The sequence below is a fragment of the Rhodococcus sp. HNM0563 genome, from assembly GCF_012726195.1.
Lineage (GTDB): Bacteria > Actinomycetota > Actinomycetes > Mycobacteriales > Mycobacteriaceae > Rhodococcus.
This window is the reverse complement of the sequence record NZ_JAASAF010000003.1, coordinates 363,435-379,871: the sequence shown is the minus strand read 5'-3', so window position 1 is coordinate 379,871 and position 16,437 is coordinate 363,435. Positions and strand designations below refer to the sequence as shown.

The window sequence follows — 16,437 nt, the reverse complement described above, 5'->3', positions numbered from 1 at the left end:
AAGGGATCTGATCAGCATGACAGAGATGGTGATCAACGCACTAGTGATACTTGTCGTAGTGTTCGCGGCCGTGTTTCTCCTGCTCGTGGTGGTCGATGTTGTGCTGTTTCTCGGCCTCCGAGCGCGCATTCCGCAAGGGGAACACGCGCCGTCCGAGCACGGATCGACGCATGCCTGACACCGAGGTCTCGGGGCCATGACGCATCGCATCCGGACGGGACCGGCCGTACGAAGAGCGATTCGGCGGTGGGGCACGGTCAGGTTGCCGTTCGCGACGGCCGTGGTGGCAGTGCTTTTCGCTGTGCACCTGGGATCCCCCGGGATTCCTCCGTCGACTGGAGTCGAGAGCATCCGGACCCCAGGCTGGGGTTTCACCCATACGCAATTCAGCGCCGACACCGGTAACCCCGTGGCGATTGCTGCTGCAGAAAGGGCCGTCGGGTCGGTGCCGATGGTGCAGGCGCAGGCCATCATGGGGTGGGGAGTGGACAACCCGGAGCCGTCACCCGGCCAGTACGACTTCGAAAGTCTCGACCGTCGAATGGAATTCATTCTCCATAGCGATGGCACTCCGGTGATAGTGCTGTGCTGCGCTCCGGACTGGATGAAAGGTGGCGAACCAGGGGAGACCGATTGGGACCGCCTCGAGGTGGCTCCGAGTCCCGAACACTTCGCTGATTTCGCCGCACTGAGTGCCGAAGTGGCACGGCGTTATCCTCAGGTCCGCCACTTTCTCGTGTGGAACGAGTTCAAAGGATTCTTCGACGACGAGATCGATCGCTGGGACGCGCAGGGATACACCACCTTGTACAACGCGGTGTACGACGCAGTGAAGGCAGTGGATCCGGCGAACCAGGTCGGCGGGCCTTACCTCGAATTCGCGAGTAAGCCGGTGGGTGCGCTCGGTACTTCGCCGCAGCTGGAGGGTCCGTGGGGAGCAGTGGACCAACGGTACCTGGATGCATTCATCTTCTGGAACATGCATCGGAAGGGCGCCGACTTCGTTGTCGTCGATGCCCACGCAACCACGGCTCAGGGTGCGCCGGACGAGTTCACGGCAGTGCAGAAGTTCGCGGCGGTCAATGAGTGGCTCCGCGAGCAGGTCGGTCTGCCCATCTGGTGGGCCGAGTGGTATGTCGAGCCACCGGGGCCCGGCTGGTCATGGGAGCGTCAGGTTGCTCTGCGCGTCGCCGCGATGATCGAGCTCGCAGGGAGCGGCGCAGACACGGTCCTCTACTGGAACCCCCGACCTGATGGGGCGGAGTGTGCGACTTGCCTCTGGACGGACACCTGGAACGCCGACGGAGGTCGGCCGCTCCCGTTCCTCGATGTCCTCCAGCGCTTCGCTCGTTGGTTTCCATCGACTGTCGATCGGCGGACGGTGCGGTTGGCGGACGGATTGCTCGCGCTCGAGACCGACCTCGCTCGCGTGATCGTCAATACCAGGGACACGACGACCAGTGCTTCCGTCGACGGCAGGCAGTTCGAGTGGTCGGCTTACGAGGTCAGATGGTTCACGGCGGCGGACTCATGGGGCGGCACTGCGGGCTAGATCCCGCGTTCTCGGTCCGCATCCGATAGTAAAAAACTCATAAACTCAATAGCCGACTGGAAACATACTTCAGGTTGATTTTCAGGAACGTTTGAAACCGGGCGACTTTGGACCTAATCTCGAATCGTCCCGGTACTGCGTGCGAGGGGTCGGGCAGCGCGCGTAGGGGAAGCTCGTGCTGCATGGAGGTACACCCGATGCCGTTCCGATTGATCGATCGTAAAGAAACCCTTGTCGCAGGCCTGCCCGTGAGGAGTCCACGCCGGGCGCTCGGCAAGGTGCGCGACCCGCATCTGGAGAAAGCGTGGTTCGCAGTCCTGAACGGAGAGACCGCAGGTCCGCTCGCGTCGACATACACCGATCATGCCGAGGAGGTCGGTTCCTACTACATACAGACGGTCGGGTACTGCTGCGAGTCGCTCGACGATGTGCCCACCGGATACATGGTCTCCCGCCTACCGGCAGGTACGTACGCCAAATTCTCGGTAACGGGCGACGATTTCGCCGAGATCTTCACCCGCTTGTGGGAGGAGATCTGGGCAGCGGAGCGTCGCGGCGAGATCGAGCGGACCTTCACCGGGGACTTCGAATACTATCCGCATGCCTTCGGAGTCGACCTGTACATTGCCGTGCGCTCTACGAAGTGCGGTGACCTACAATGACATTCACCATTGTCAAAGTCGGTCCGTATCAGGTGGGCGGGCTCGTGGTGCCGGGTGCCGCGCCCGGGGTTCTCGGCCCTGCTGCAGACCTGATGAACTTCACTCTGGAGCGGCTCCGCGAGCGCGGTGTCGGGGACATCACGGTGGTCTACGTCAGACATCCCGAAGCGGGATGGTCTGCCGTCGCCGGATATCGCTGCGACAACATCGACGAGCTGACGATCGGAGATTCGCTGGTCAGGGTCTCCGAAACGTACGCTGCGCGGTTCGTGCCCGAGGGTGGATCATCCGATCGATGCGAGGATCTGTGGGATCAGGTCGAGGCTGCTGACAAGAGGGGTGAGATCACGCGAGCATTCACGGAGGAGATTCTCGTTCTTCCGGAGCGCGGTGAAGCCGACTTGTATGTGTCCCTGAGATGATCAATCGGCCTCAGAATTCCGGTAACGGTGACGAGTGGTGCCGGAATGGGTGACCATATCGGTGTAACCATGCCACCGGTCGTGGGCGGGCGCGAACGGCGGTTCGTCGAGGTCGTCGACGTGCGGGCGTCCGATGTGTGGTTGTCCGATGCGAAGCACGGCCGCCCAACGGAGGCCGATGTGGACCGCAGAGCCGAAGATCCGTCTCCGCTGTTCGTGGGGCGAACACTCGAATTCCATGACGAGAAGTCCGGATACCGTTTCGTCGCAGCATCCCCGGCTGCGGAACCGGCCCTGTGGACGGAATTCGTTGCCGGCGCGCTCACCGCGTACCGGAAGTACGGTGTCGAAACGGCTGTGGAATACGACAAGATCATCGATGGAGTCTCGACGACCTACTTCTTCGCAGCCCTCGATGCGGAGGGCGCGGTGGTGGGAGGGTCTCGGGCGCTGGGGCCGTATCGAAGTGTCGACGACGCGCATCCGATGGTCGAGTGGACCGATCCGGTGCACCGGGCCGTGCTCCGCCGGGTACTCGGCGAATGTCTGGCCCACGGGCTGGTCGAATCCAAGATGGGGTGGGTAGCTGCCGGAATTCCGAGACGACGACAACTGAGCACCTCGGTCGCGCGAACCACGACCTATTGCATGGAGCTCCTCGGCGCCAGATATCTCGTGGGCACAGCGGCCCACAACGCCTTGGAGATGTGGACGCAATCCGGTGCTCGTATCGTCGAGAGCGTTCCGCCGTGCCCATATCCGGATTCGCGGTACCGGACGCGTCTGCTGCTCTGGGACGTCCTGGAGAGCAGATCATGCGAGCGGACTCGCGAGCTCGAGAAGCTCCTGACATCGGAGGTCGGATGAGCCCGGGGTCCCTTCCCGGCGGGAGGGTCGCAGACGCAGAGCGCGGCGAGGACGAGGTGCACACCGCGGTGCTCTTGTCCGAGGAACATTCGAACCATACGGTCGAACTCGAGCGATTGCGCGACGAACTGGGCGTCGCACTGGTCGATCGGTTGACGCAGCAGCGCGACGGACTGCGTCGTCTCGGTGGCCTCGCCGCCCCCGAGGAGGCACCACGGTGGGTGTACTACCCGTGGCGGCGTACCGCGGTACGGGTGCTCGGACCGGCGTCGTTCAGGCGGCTGCGTCTCGATCGCAACCGAAACAAGATCACCACTGCAGAACAGGAGCGGCTGCAGTCTGCGACCGTCGGGGTCGTCGGTCTCAGCGTCGGCCATGCCGTGGCGCACACTCTCGCCCTCGAGGGGGTCTGCGGTGAGATCCGGCTGGCCGATTTCGACGGTTTGGAGTTGTCGAACCTGAACCGGGTGCCTGCCACCTTGCTCGATCTGGGACTCAACAAGGCGGTGATCGCCGCGCGTCGTATCGCCGAGGTTGATCCCTACCTGCCCGTCAAGGTGTGGTCGGGTGGGGTCACGCCCGACACCGTGGGCGATTTCCTCGACGGTCTCGACGTCTTGGTGGACGAATGCGATTCGCTGGATGTGAAGTTGCTCTCGAGGGTGGAAGCGGCGCGAAGGCGGATGCCTGTCGTGATGCATACCAGCGACCGGGGTCTGGTCGATGTCGAGAGGTTCGACCTCGAGCCGGAGCGCCGACCGTTCCACGGGTTGCTCGGTGACGTCGATATCGAGGCTCTTACGGGGTTGTCCAGCCGAGACAAGGTGCCGCACGTACTGCGAATCCTCGGTGCCGGCGAACTGTCGACGCGATTGGCCGCATCCATGCTGGAGATCGACGAGACGCTCGAAGCCTGGCCGCAACTGGCAAGCGACGTGGCACTCGGCGGCGCGACGGTCACTGAGGTGATCCGACGAATTGTGCTCGGGTACAACGTGGATTCTGGGCGCGGGCGGATCGACCTCGACGAATCTCTCAGGCAGTTGGAATCGCCGGAGGCGAAAGTAGCCGAGCCATCGGCACAACCGACCGACGAGCCGGTGTCGAAGGGGCCGCTCGATGCGGTGCTGCGCGCAGCGGTTCGGGCGCCGTCCGGGGGCAACAGCCAGCCTTGGTCGATCACCGTCGAGCAGCGCCGGCTCTTCTTCTCGATAGCGCCGGAGCCTCCTCCGGTACTGATGGACTTGCATCATCGGGGGAGCTGCGTCGCTGTCGGGGCAGCTCTGTTCAACGCGAAAGTAGCCGCAGCGGCTCACGGAATCCTCGGTCCGGTGAGACTGCTTCCTGCTGACAGAATCGATACGACTCGTCCCGTCGCGATGCTGGAATTCGGCGACGGTGCCGATCCCTACCTCTCGGAGCTGTACGGCCCGATGCTCGCGCGTGAGACGAACCGGCATCCCAGCGATGACCGCGATCTCGCGGCCGGGGAGATCGCGGCGTTGCATGCGGCGGCGGACTCGGAAGGCGGTCGGATCCGAGTCGTGACCGATCCGGCAGCGCTCGACGAGAGCGCCGAGATTCTGGCCGAGTCGGACCGGATCCGCTACCTGACCGGAGAACTCAGGCGAGACATGGTGGGGGAGTTGCGCCGGCCCGGAAGCAAGAACGCCGACAGTGGTATCGAGGTGAACTCACTCGGACTCGACGCAGCGGAGAGCGCGATGCTCGACGTCGTCCTGCGCGACGACGTGCTCGACCAACTCGACCACTGGGGGCTCGGCGGCGGGCTCGGACGCATCACGAGAGACCGCGTACGAGGAAGCGCCGCCCTGGTGACGATCGTGACCGAAGGAGGCGCTGCACGCGACTACGTCCGTGCAGGCACCGTGGTCGAAAGCGTGTGGGTGCGTGCGCAGGCCCTCGGGCTTGCGGTCCAGCCGGTCTCACCGGTCTTCCTGTACGCCGACACGTTCGCCGACCTGGAGCGGCTGTCGCGCAGGCACGCCAGTGCCCTCGATGCGATGCGCGAAAAGCTCAGCGTGTCGCTGGGAGTGGCGGACGACGACCGAATTGCGCTCGTCCTGCGGGTCGGGAGGACTCGGCACGCCGCAGAACGCAGCCGCCGTCGTCCGGACCGAGTCCGGTACAGGCACCGGAGTGGACAGAGCTGAAGGAGGACAGCGATGCCCGGTACGGAACATACGCTGGATGCACTGGTCACCCGCATCGCCGCGCACCTGATGCCTGCCGATGCCGCCACTCAGGTGGTCGCGGCGCGGGAAGTGCTCCGCGAACTCGTCGAACACTTCGGAGTCGACACCGCGTTCCTCCGGTACAACGACCATGACGCCGGTGCCACGCGTCTGGTCGCCGAATGGCCGCAGAGGCCGGCAATCCCGGATCCCGACCCGCTCGGGGTGATCCACTTCCACAATGCGGACCCGATCTTCGCGGCTTCCGCCACGATGAAGGAGCCGTTGCTGAGTCGCCCGCGCACGCAGGCGGCCTCCGATCCCGGCTGGGAGGGATACGAGCACCGGGTCTTCGAGGGGTCGGGGATGCCGAATGTGTCAGTGGCGGCCGTACCCCTCGTTTCCGGACCGATCACGACCGGCGCGTTGGGACTGATCAAAGAAGGCGATCGGGCCTGGAACGACAACGAGGTCATCACGCTGAAATTGATCGCCGCATTGCTGACCCAGGTGCAGGCACGGATTCGTGCGGAGGAGGATCTGAGGTACGCGGCCTATCATGATGCGCTGACGGGACTTGCGAGCAGGCGCGCTCTGTTCGAGTATCTCGACGACCGATTGTGCGCAGGTAAGCCCGGTCCTGTCGGAGTGCTGTTCCTCGATCTCGATCGGCTGAAGGCACTCAACGATTTTCTTGGTCACCGCGCAGCCGACACCTACCTGTGCCGGATCGCTCAACGTTTGTCGGATGGAAACGGGCGTGACGACATGGTCGCGCGGCTGGGTGGCGATGAATTCGTGGTGGTGCTCGACGGTCCCGCGACACTGGACGAGGTGACCGGTCGGGCAGAAGCGATGCTGCAACATGTCGGAGAGTCCGTCGCCTTGGACGGCCAGACGGTCGGGCGCGGTGTGAGTGTGGGGGTCGCGCTCGGCGAACCCGGCGAGGTCTTGGCGGTCACTCTGCTCAGCCGGGCCGACCAGGCAATGATGTCTGCGAAGGCGCAGGGTGGGAACAGTGTCGGCGTATTCACCGAAGACATGAACGATATGGGCGAGCGGCGAACGATCATCGAGATGAACCTGCGCACGTCGATCGACGACGACCACCTGATGCTCGAATACCAACCCGAGGTCGATCTGCGCACCGGCAGGATACTGGGGCTCGAAGCGCTGGTGCGATGGAACCACCCGGTGCTGGGAAAACTGCAACCGCTGGAGTTCATCGAGGTCGCCGAATCCACCAATCTGGCAGGTGAACTCGGTGCCTGGGTGATCGATACTGCATGCGCACAGCTGGGGCAGTGGAAGCGTGATTTCCGAGAACTCGACCTGATCATGAGTGTCAATGTGTCGCCGGTTCAGTTGGTTTCCATGGATTTCGACATCTATGTGAAGCAGGTTCTAGAGCAGTACGGTCTCCTCGGCTCGGAATTGTGCCTCGAGATCACCGAGAATGTGGTTGTCGGCGACCTGCGGCGTACACGGTCCACGCTCTCGAAACTCGAGCGATTGGGAGTGCGGATCGCAATCGACGACTTCGGAACCGGATACAGTTCTCTCGGTCATCTCAAGTCTCTTCCTGTCGACACCCTCAAGATCGACAAGGTGTTCGTGCAGAATCTCGATCGAAGCGAAGGCGACAGAGTCATCATCGATTCGATCGTCGGGCTGGCCGCGTCCTTCGGGCTCGATGTGGTGGCCGAGGGTGTCGAATCCGTGGGTGCGGTGAGCTACCTTCTCGACGTGGGTTGTGTTCGGGCGCAGGGTTTTCTGATGAGCATGCCGAAGGGGCCGGAGGAGATCCAGCGGCTGCTGGAGGTCGGTGCGCTCGCGTTGCCCTGGAACGTCGTCGGCGGCAATTCCCACCGGATGTTCCTCGGAGACGTCGCACTCTAGCGACGAACCTATAGTTTGTTATTGCGGATAAAACAGTCTCAAGGTACGGTTTGAGTGTCGGGGGTCCGACGGCTCCGAACAGGGGTGACCTTGATGTACAAGCGTATCGGCGGGTATGACGCAGTCGCCGCACCAGTACGAAACTCGACTGCTCCGGTTCGTGCGTTCGCTGCGCCCGGAATCGTCGTGCCCGACCGCATCGTGCGTCCCGCGCGATGGGAGCGTCGCTACAAAGTCTCGGTGCTGTGCTGCGACCTGCTCTGTCTCGCCCTGGCAAACCTCATCGTCGCCGTCGGATACCACCCGAACGTCGCACTCGCCGATGGGCAGAGGGTTGCCGTTCTCGTGATCTGCATCGTCGTCACGGTGCTGTCCGTTGCATCTCAGAAATGCTGGGACAGAAGAATTCTGGGATCGGGCCCGGAAGAGTACCGCAGAATCGTCCGTGCCTATCTCTATGCGATTGCAGCATCGGCGATCCTTGCATACATGCTGGGTGCGGCTCAGGCCGGGATGTACATTTTCGGTGCGCTTCCGCTGGCGCTGGCGCTGACGCTCGCAACTCGAAAGATGATGCGGATCATAGTGTTGCGTGTCCGGAGTCGAGGAAAATGGCTGCGCTCCGTCCTCGTCGTCGGGAATGCGGAAGAGGTCCATGAACTCGTCGGTCGCACGAACGGACCGGAGAAATCCGGTTGGAAGGTGGAGGGTGTCTGCCTTGCTGTCGACGCGGAGGGAGACGCTCCACTCGCACCGCCAGTGGCGATAGACGACGTTCCGGTACTGGGAACCGACGCCGACATCCTCAGGGTCGCCGAGGTCCACAAGTTCGACGCGGTCGCACTGCTCCCGTCCGACAGGTGTTCGTGCGCGCGAATGCGGACCCTCGATCGCGACCTCGAGAGCGTCGGGGTGGATCTCATCATCGCCCCGATCCTCATCGACGTCGTCGGTCCGCGCCTGCACATCTCGCCCCTTGCCGGTCTTCCTCTGCTGCAGGTGAGTGCGCCTCGGTACAGTGGCCCGACATGGGTCGCGAAGAACATCGCCGACCGGGTGTTCGCATTGCTGCTTCTCATCGTCCTTGCGCCCGTGCTCGCACTCGTTGCTGCGACCATCCGATTCGACGGTTCGGGTCCTGTGCTCCTCGAGCGGGACCGGGTGGGGCGCGACGGTCGCGCATTCGCCGTGTATGCGTTTCGAGACGATCTCCGGACGGGCAGGGTCGGCAGGTTCCTTCGCAGGCACTTCATCGACGAACTACCCGAACTGTTCAACGTGGTGGGAGGCACCTTGGCGCTCGTCGGACCTCGGGTGCCACTCGAGTGCCGGTCCTGGTACGGCGGCCGGGGCGGGGCACACCGCCTGGTCGTCAAACCGGGTTTCACCGGATTGTGGCGGATCGGCGGAGCCTGCAATCCCTCGTCGGAGGAAGCAGACCGGGCGGATCTCCGATATGTCGAAAACTGGTCTTTCGTAATGGATCTGTCGATCCTGTGCAGGACCTTCGGCGCTGTTATCCATGGCAACAAGACGACCTGACCCGACCGAATCGAACCGAGTAAGAGAACTTTTCGAGTACGTGCAACTCTCCTGGCATGAAGGGTGGAAGCCATGTTGTTGGTGACCGGAGGCGCCGGATACATCGGTACCCATGTCGTGCGCGCCCTGAGGTCGGGTGGCCGCGAAGTGGTGGTGGTGGACGACCTGTCGGCCGGGCACCCGGAACTGCTCCCCGCCGGCGTGCCCGTCGAAGTGGGGAGCGTCCTCGACACAGATTTCCTGATGGACGTGATCGACAGGTACGACGTCGACCAAGTGGTGCACCTCGCCGGGCGGAAAGCCGTGGACGAGTCCATCACCCGTCCCTCCTACTACTACCGGCAGAACGTGTACGGCATGCAGAGTGTCCTTGCGGCGATGGTCCGGATGGACGTGCGGAGGATCGTGTTCTCGTCCAGCGCCGCGGTCTACGGCACCGTGGGCGACGCGACCGTCACCGAAGAGGCCGCCACACTTCCTCAATCACCCTACGGGAGAAGCAAACTCATGTGCGAGTGGTTGCTTCGTGACATCGCTGCCGCAGAAGGGTTGAGCTGGGCCGCACTCCGCTACTTCAATGTGGCCGGCGCCGGAGGGAAAGAACTTGCGGACCGAGGCGTCCACAACCTCGTTCCCCGTGTGTTCCAGGCGATCGACCGCGGCGAGGCGCCCGCAGTGTTCGGCGACACCTACGACACCCCCGACGGCACCTGCATCCGCGACTACATTCACGTCACCGATCTCGCCGACGCACATGCCACCGTCGTCGACGCCATGGACGCCGAGACCATGGGAACCGTCTACAACGTGGGCTGTGGGTGCGGTGCCAGCGTGCTCGACGTGATGCGTGCGGCACGCGAGGCGAGCGGTGTGCCGTTCGACTGGCGGATCACCGATCCTCGTCCCGGCGACCCGGCCCGAGTGGTTGCCGATGCCGGCCGGATCTGCGCGGAACTCGGTTGGAAGGCGCAGCACGACCTGGACGACATCGTCGGCAGCGCGTGGGAAGCATGGTCGGCGTCGAGGGCGGCCGCGATGACGGCGTCGAAACAGGGCGCTGCACTCGCGGTGGGAGCCCATTAGACCCCTCGGGGTTTCCACCGTCCGAGTCTGCGCGGGTGATCTTCGTGATCACCCGCGCAGGCGCGTTCACCTGCGGTTCTTCGGGCATGTGGAAGATGGAGATGTGTATCCCGCTCCACGACGTCGTCGCTCGGCCTGGCCGCTGCTCGTATTCAGCGCGCTGATAGTGGTGGTGATCATCGCGGTGGGTTCCAACCTCCGTTCGCCCCAGCTGCCACGAATAGAGGTTCCCGACGGTGTTCCGCCCGGCCCCGGTGTGCCCGTGCCGCCCATCGATTTCGAAGGTCCGGGCCGGACCTCTGCCCTCCTACGTGATTGGGCAGAACCTCAGGCCGACACACTGGGGATCCCGGTCGTCGCGCTGGAGGCATACGGGCACGCCGCGGCAGTTCTCGCCTCGTCGAACAGCGAATGCGGACTGGCGTGGACCACCCTCGCGGGGATCGGCAGCGTCGAGAGCAACCACGGCAGGCACGGGAGAGCGAGCCTCGACGAGAACGGGACCGCGACACCTCAGATCCGCGGGGTTCCGCTCGACGGCGGACCCGGCCTCGCCGAGATCCGCGACACCGACGGAGGCGAGCTCGACGGCGATCCCATCCTCGACCGGGCGATGGGTCCGCTGCAGTTCATCCCCGAAACATGGAAGAGCTGGGGTGTCGACGCGAACGGTGACGGTGTCGCCGAACCGGACAACATCGACGACGCAGCTCTCTCAGCGGGACGCTACCTGTGTGATCGAGGCGGAGATCTCACCACTCCGGAAGGCTGGACGAGGGCCTTGATGGCCTACAACTACTCGGGCGACTATCTCGCCCTGGTCCGCGACCGCGCCGCCGCATACAGCGTGGGTGTGCGGCCGTGACGGCCGAGTCGACGCGCCCGTACTTCTCCGGGCGGCGCGCCCGTGCTTCACTGCCTGGTCGTGGCGGTTAGGCTGTCCCCAGCGTGCAGACCCCGCAGCGTGAAGTCCATCGAAGGAGAATCAGCCAGTGGCCATCATTGAGCAGGTAGGAGCCCGCGAGATCCTCGACTCCCGTGGCAACCCCACAGTCGAGGTCGAGGTGCTGCTCGAGGACGGAAGTTTCGCCCGCGCTGCCGTGCCGTCCGGTGCCTCCACCGGCGAGCACGAGGCCGTCGAGCTGCGTGACGGCGGCGACCGCTACAACGGCAAGGGCGTCGAAAAGGCCGTCGAGGCCGTTCTCGACGAGATCGCCCCGGCCATCATCGGTCTGGATGCCACCGAACAGCGCACCGTCGACCAGGCGCTGCTCGACGCCGACGGCACTCCCGACAAGGGCCGCCTCGGCGCAAACGCGCTGCTCGGCGCGTCGCTGGCCGTCGCCAAGGCCGGCGCAGAGACCTCGGGCCTCGAGCTGTACCGCTACCTGGGTGGCCCGAACGCTCACATCCTTCCGGTGCCGATGATGAACATCCTCAACGGTGGTGCTCACGCCGATACCGGCGTCGACGTCCAGGAGTTCATGGTCGCCCCCATCGGCGCTGCCACCTTCAAGGAGTCCCTGCGCTGGGGCACCGAGGTGTACCACTCGCTCAAGTCGGTACTCAAGGCGAAGGGGCTGGCCACCGGACTCGGCGACGAAGGCGGGTTCGCGCCGGACGTTGCGGGCACCAAGGAAGCACTCGATCTGATCAGCGAGGCCATCGCGAAGACCGGCCTGAAGCTCGGCAGCGATGTCGCGCTCGCGCTGGACGTCGCCGCCACCGAGTTCTACACCGAGGGCACCGGCTACGCATTCGAGGGCAAGAACCGCACCGCCGATGAACTCGCGGACTTCTACGACGAGCTGCTCTCGGCGTACCCGCTGGTCTCGATCGAGGACCCCCTGTCGGAAGACGACTGGGAGGGCTGGGTCGCGTTGACCGACAAGATCGGCAACAAGATCCAGCTCGTCGGCGACGACCTGTTCGTCACCAACCCGGAGCGCCTCGAAGACGGCATCCTCAAGGGTGCGGCCAACGCGCTGCTCGTGAAGGTCAACCAGATCGGCACGCTCACCGAGACCCTCGACGCCGTCGACCTCGCACACCGCAACGGCTACAAGACGATGATGAGCCATCGCTCCGGTGAGACCGAGGACACCACCATCGCCGATCTCGCGGTCGCCGTGGGCAGTGGCCAGATCAAGACCGGTGCCCCCGCCCGCAGCGAGCGTGTCGCCAAGTACAACCAGCTCCTGCGCATCGAGGAATCGCTCGGCGACGCTGCCCGCTACGCCGGCGAGCTCGCGTTCCCGCGCTTCAACCTCGAGGGCTGAAGCCAGGTATGAGCCAGCGCGGTAGATCCCGGCCCGGCGCCCGCCGCAGCCGCACCGACGGTGCGGCCGCGACCCGCCGTCCCAGTCGGACCCGCCCGTCGGGATCTACCGCACCGGCCGACCTCGGTCCCGAAACCGCGGGCGCACGACCCGCAGGTCGAGAGGATCCTGTTCATTCGTCCCGTCGCGGGCGGGGCAGTACGGGCCGTGCCCGGCCCACCCGCGTCGGAGCTCCGCGCTACGGTCGTCGTCCCCGCACCGAACGCACCATCCTCGGATTGTCCACCGGGCGGGCGGTGATCCTCGCCCTCGTCGTGTGCGGACTCGCACTGACACTTGCGGTGCCGCTGCGCACCTACGTCAGCCAACGGTCGGAGGCGGAGCAGATCGCGCAGGAACGCGAGCAGCTCGAAGGCGAGATCGCGGCCCTCGAAGCCCAGAAGGCCCACATCGAAGACCCCGCCTGGATCAGGGCGGAAGCACGCAACCGTCTCGGCTTCGTGATGCCGGGCGACATCCCATACCAGGTGCAGCTGCCCGGCGACGTGGCCCTCGTCGACGAGGAGAAGGAACCGGAAACACCGTCCACCGGCGCGTGGTACAGCGACCTGTGGCTTTCGGTGGTCGAACCGCCACCCGAACCCGAGACCGACCCGGTGCCGCAGCACATGCCCGTGGCACCCCCAGAACCAGGAGATATCCCCGGGTGACCGCTCCCGTTCCGCAGGAAGACCTCGACGCCGTCGCCGCCCAGCTCGGGCGCGAACCCCGCGGCGTCCTCGCCATCGCCTACCGCAGTCCCGACGGAACTCCCGGCGTGGTCAAGACCGCACCGAAGCTGCCCGACGGCACACCGTTCCCCACGCTCTACTACCTGACCGACCCCCGGCTCACCGCCGAGGCGAGTCGACAGGAATCGGCAGGCGTGATGCGGGAGATGACGGAGCGGCTCAGCACCGACACCGATCTTGCCGCCGCGTACCGACGCGCACACCAGTCCTACCTCGACGAGCGCAACGCCATCGAATCCCTCGGCACCGACTTCACCGGCGGCGGTATGCCCGACCGCGTCAAATGCCTGCACGTGCTCATCGCTCATTCGCTTGCCAAGGGGCCGGGCCTCAACCCGCTCGGTGACGAATCGGTCGCGCTCGCTGCCGACGCAGGCCTGCGCGGCACCGCGATCCCCGCCGACTGGCCCACCTACGCCGAACTGCGCGGAGAATCCCAGTGAGCGCTGTTCGTGTCGCAGGCATCGACTGCGGTACCAACTCGATCCGCCTGCTGATCGCCGACATCGCCGACGACGGAAGCCTCACTGACGTCACCCGACTCATGAAGGTCGTGCGACTCGGGCAGGGCGTCGACGCCACCGGCCGCCTCGCCCCCGAAGCAATCGAACGTACCCGCGTCGCACTCGTCGAGTACGCGGATCTCATCCGCGAAACCGGCGCAACGGCCGTGCGGATGGTCGCGACGTCGGCGACCCGCGATGCACAGAACCGCGAGGACTTCTTCGCGATGACCCGCGACGTGCTCGGGGCCGTGATCCCCGGTGCCGAAGCCGAGGTGATCACCGGCGACGAAGAGGCCCGACTGTCGTTCACCGGTGCTGTGGGCGAACTAGACCCTGCGCGTGGGCCGTTCGTCGTCGTCGACCTCGGCGGCGGCTCGACCGAAGTGGTGCTGGGCGACGAAAACGGTGTGCATGCCGCCTATTCCACCGACATCGGGTGTGTGCGTCTGACCGAGCGGTGCCTGCACGACGACCCACCCACCGCCGACCAGGTCGCGGCTGCGCGCGTGGTCGCGGGGGAGAAGATCGCCGAAGCGCTCGAACGCGTTCCCGTCGCGGAAGCACGCACCTGGGTGGGTGTCGCGGGAACGATGACCACATTGGCCGCGCTGGCCCACGACCTCGACGTGTACGACCCGGCGAAGATTCACCTGTCGTCGGTCCCGTTCGACCGGTTGAAGGAAGTGTGCGACGGACTCGTCGCCGCGACCCGCGCCGAACGTGCGGCACTCGGACCCATGCATGAAGGTCGTGTCGACGTCATCGGTGGTGGTTCGATCGTGACCACTGTGCTCGCCGAGGAACTCGGTCGACGTGCCGGAATCACCGAACTTGTTGTGAGCGAGCACGACATCCTCGACGGAATTGCCCTCTCCCTCGTGCAGTAGACCGAAATCCCATTGCCTTCCCAAAATTCCGTAATCCACCGGTAACGAACGACCGGGTCGTGAGTATAGAGCGGTTGGCCGCTGGTGATGCGGAAAACCGGGAAGGGTACTCATGCGACAAAGGCTCGGCACGGTGGTGGCAACGGTCCTCGGGGCCGTTCTTGTGGGAATGGGTATGCCGCTCGTCGCGGCTGCCGATCCGATGTACCCGGATCCCGATCCGGATCCGTTCTATTCCGCACCCGCCGACCTCGCCGAGAAGCAACCCGGTGATGTCGTCCGCACACGCCGTATCGATACCTGGATGTATCCGAACTCGGACGGCTGGCAGGTCGCGTTCCGGTCGACCAACTCGTTGGACAACCCGATCCTCGCGGTGACCACGGTGCTGTTGCCCCGCGGTGTCGAGAACCCGCCGTTGGTGTCGTACCAGGCGATCATCAACTCGCTGGGAACCAAGTGTGCTCCCTCGCGCTCGCTGTTCAACATGGAGCTGCAGGAATCGCCCGGAATGATGTTGGGTCTCGAACGTGGCTGGGCGGTATCCGTCCCCGATCATCTCGGCCCCACCGGAGCGTACGGCGCGGCGAAACTGGGCGGGATGATCACGCTGGACAGCGTGCGCGCGGTGCAACGTGTCGCCGAGCTGGGTCTCGACGAAAGTCCGGTCGCGCTGGCCGGATATTCGGGAGGCGGAATGGCGAGCGCGTGGGCCGCGGCACTGGCCCCCACCTACGCGCCGGAACTGGACCTGACCGCGGTGGTGGCGGGCGGGATACCCGCCGATCTCGAACAGATGGCCGACGGCCTCGGCCTCAACCCGCACCCGGGATTCGGTCTGGCCTTCGCCGCTGCGATCGGCCTCGAACGCGAATATCCGGAACGCCTGCCCATTTCGGAGCAGCTCAACGACACCGGCATGTGGTTGCGCGACTGGACGGGCAACGAATGCCGACGTTTCCTTCTCTTCCACGGTGCCTTCCGCAGCGCGGGTGAGGTGGCGACGAGCACGAGCCTGCTGGCCAGCCCCGAGGTGCGGGAGATCTTGCGGGAGAACAGCCTGCGTTATTTCGAGGGTGTGCCCACCGCGCCCCTGTACGTGTGGCAGGGAACGATGGATGGCCTCACACCCTTCGACTCGGTCGAGGAGGTGGCCCGGCGCTACTGCGCGGAGGGCGCACCGCTGACCTTCGTGCCGTACGAGATCGCCGAACACATGACGACCGCAGTCGCCGGATTCCCGGACGCCTACGAATACATCGACGCACGGTTCCGCGGGGAGCCGACGCCGACCAGCTGCTGACCGCATTCGCTACCGACACATGTCTGCTCGGCGCGAGGCCGTGAATCCACGGCCTCGCGCCGAGCGGACGTCTGCCACCCGCTAGGGTGATCCAGTCGGCCCCCATAGCCCAATTGGCAGAGGCAGCGGACTTAAAATCCGCACAGTGTCGGTTCGAGTCCGACTGGGGGCACCGTCACACTGCTGACCTCCGGTCGGAGTGCGCCCACTGAGTCCGAGTAACGGTCCGGCGGTCGCACCGAGCACACATGGTGCCACCGCTCGTGATCGATCGGTCCTCGGCTCAGCCGGCCCGGTGTATCTCGTCGTCGCCGTCGTCCTCGATCGCCGGTGGAGTCTCTCGTTGATCGCGGGCACGGATGACTCGCCCCGCGATCAACGCGACCGCCACGGAGACGACGAGCCAGGCGAGTAGCGCCCACAAAATCCAGTTCACAATTTGAACAACG

Annotated in this window: 16 protein-coding genes and 1 tRNA gene; 16 read left to right on the top strand and 1 reads right to left on the bottom strand. The window is 65.0% G+C overall.

The features are described from left to right. The first annotated feature begins 16 nt into the window (after nt 1-16). The 16 genes from HCA61_RS08765 to HCA61_RS08690 all read left to right on the top strand — a co-directional run bounded on the left by HCA61_RS08765 (nt 17) and on the right by HCA61_RS08690 (nt 16,160). Nucleotides 17-178: a hypothetical protein gene (locus HCA61_RS08765; protein ID WP_169687762.1), complete on the top strand. Its 162-nt coding sequence runs from the start codon at nt 17-19 to the stop codon at nt 176-178. Between the two features lie 231 nt (nt 179-409). Then, entirely contained in the window at nt 410-1,552 is a 1,143-nt protein-coding gene (locus HCA61_RS08760) for a xylan 1,4-beta-xylosidase (RefSeq protein ID WP_346777520.1), read from the top strand. A gap of 197 nt (nt 1,553-1,749) precedes the next feature. Beyond that, nucleotides 1,750-2,214 carry an effector binding domain-containing protein gene (locus HCA61_RS08755; protein ID WP_169687761.1) on the top strand — a complete coding sequence of 155 codons (465 nt, stop codon included), beginning with the start codon at nt 1,750-1,752 and terminating at the stop codon, nt 2,212-2,214. Next, the gene (locus HCA61_RS08750; RefSeq protein ID WP_169687760.1) at nt 2,211-2,636 is read left to right on the top strand and encodes a hypothetical protein; all 426 of its coding nucleotides are present in this window, start codon (nt 2,211-2,213) and stop codon (nt 2,634-2,636) included. Before HCA61_RS08755 ends, HCA61_RS08750 begins: the two co-directional genes overlap by 4 nt. Nucleotides 2,637-2,681: 45 nt before the next feature. Further along, nucleotides 2,682-3,503 (top strand): hypothetical protein, encoded by an 822-nt coding sequence (locus HCA61_RS08745; RefSeq protein ID WP_206039796.1) that lies wholly within the window; start codon nt 2,682-2,684, stop codon nt 3,501-3,503. Then, nucleotides 3,500-5,677 (top strand): Rv1355c family protein, encoded by a 2,178-nt coding sequence (locus tag HCA61_RS08740; RefSeq protein ID WP_169687758.1) that lies wholly within the window; start codon nt 3,500-3,502, stop codon nt 5,675-5,677. The genes HCA61_RS08745 and HCA61_RS08740 overlap by 4 nt, the downstream gene beginning before the upstream one ends. 12 nt (nt 5,678-5,689) lie before the next feature. Further along, on the top strand, nt 5,690-7,597 hold the full coding sequence (locus tag HCA61_RS08735) for a sensor domain-containing phosphodiesterase (protein WP_169687757.1): 1,908 nt from the start codon (nt 5,690-5,692) through the stop codon (nt 7,595-7,597). Between the two features lie 93 nt (nt 7,598-7,690). After that, entirely contained in the window at nt 7,691-9,139 is a 1,449-nt protein-coding gene (locus HCA61_RS08730; protein WP_206039795.1) for a sugar transferase, read from the top strand. 72 nt (nt 9,140-9,211) lie between these two features. Beyond that, a complete protein-coding gene (gene galE, locus HCA61_RS08725; protein ID WP_169687756.1) occupies nt 9,212-10,222 on the top strand; it encodes a UDP-glucose 4-epimerase GalE in 1,011 nt (336 codons plus the stop codon). A 103-nt stretch (nt 10,223-10,325) separates the two neighbouring features. Further along, a complete protein-coding gene (locus tag HCA61_RS08720; protein ID WP_247272880.1) occupies nt 10,326-11,087 on the top strand; it encodes a lytic murein transglycosylase in 762 nt (253 codons plus the stop codon). 127 nt (nt 11,088-11,214) lie between these two features. Then, a complete protein-coding gene (eno, locus tag HCA61_RS08715) occupies nt 11,215-12,501 on the top strand; it encodes a phosphopyruvate hydratase (protein WP_169687755.1) in 1,287 nt (428 codons plus the stop codon). An 8-nt stretch (nt 12,502-12,509) separates the two neighbouring features. After that, on the top strand, nt 12,510-13,211 hold the full coding sequence (locus HCA61_RS08710; RefSeq protein ID WP_169687754.1) for a septum formation initiator family protein: 702 nt from the start codon (nt 12,510-12,512) through the stop codon (nt 13,209-13,211). Next, nucleotides 13,208-13,735 carry a DUF501 domain-containing protein gene (locus HCA61_RS08705; protein WP_169687753.1) on the top strand — a complete coding sequence of 176 codons (528 nt, stop codon included), beginning with the start codon at nt 13,208-13,210 and terminating at the stop codon, nt 13,733-13,735. Before HCA61_RS08710 ends, HCA61_RS08705 begins: the two co-directional genes overlap by 4 nt. Then, the gene (locus tag HCA61_RS08700; protein WP_169687752.1) at nt 13,732-14,685 is read left to right on the top strand and encodes a Ppx/GppA phosphatase family protein; all 954 of its coding nucleotides are present in this window, start codon (nt 13,732-13,734) and stop codon (nt 14,683-14,685) included. Before HCA61_RS08705 ends, HCA61_RS08700 begins: the two co-directional genes overlap by 4 nt. 112 nt (nt 14,686-14,797) lie before the next feature. After that, the gene (locus HCA61_RS08695; protein WP_169687751.1) at nt 14,798-15,988 is read left to right on the top strand and encodes a lipase family protein; all 1,191 of its coding nucleotides are present in this window, start codon (nt 14,798-14,800) and stop codon (nt 15,986-15,988) included. A gap of 98 nt (nt 15,989-16,086) precedes the next feature. Beyond that, a tRNA-Leu gene (locus HCA61_RS08690) sits at nt 16,087-16,160 on the top strand. A 111-nt stretch (nt 16,161-16,271) separates the two neighbouring features. Here the strand turns inward: HCA61_RS08690 and HCA61_RS08685 are convergent. Continuing rightward, nucleotides 16,272-16,424 carry a hypothetical protein gene (locus HCA61_RS08685; protein ID WP_169687750.1) on the bottom strand — a complete coding sequence of 51 codons (153 nt, stop codon included), beginning with the start codon at nt 16,422-16,424 and terminating at the stop codon, nt 16,272-16,274. Between the last annotated feature and the right edge of the window lie 13 nt (nt 16,425-16,437).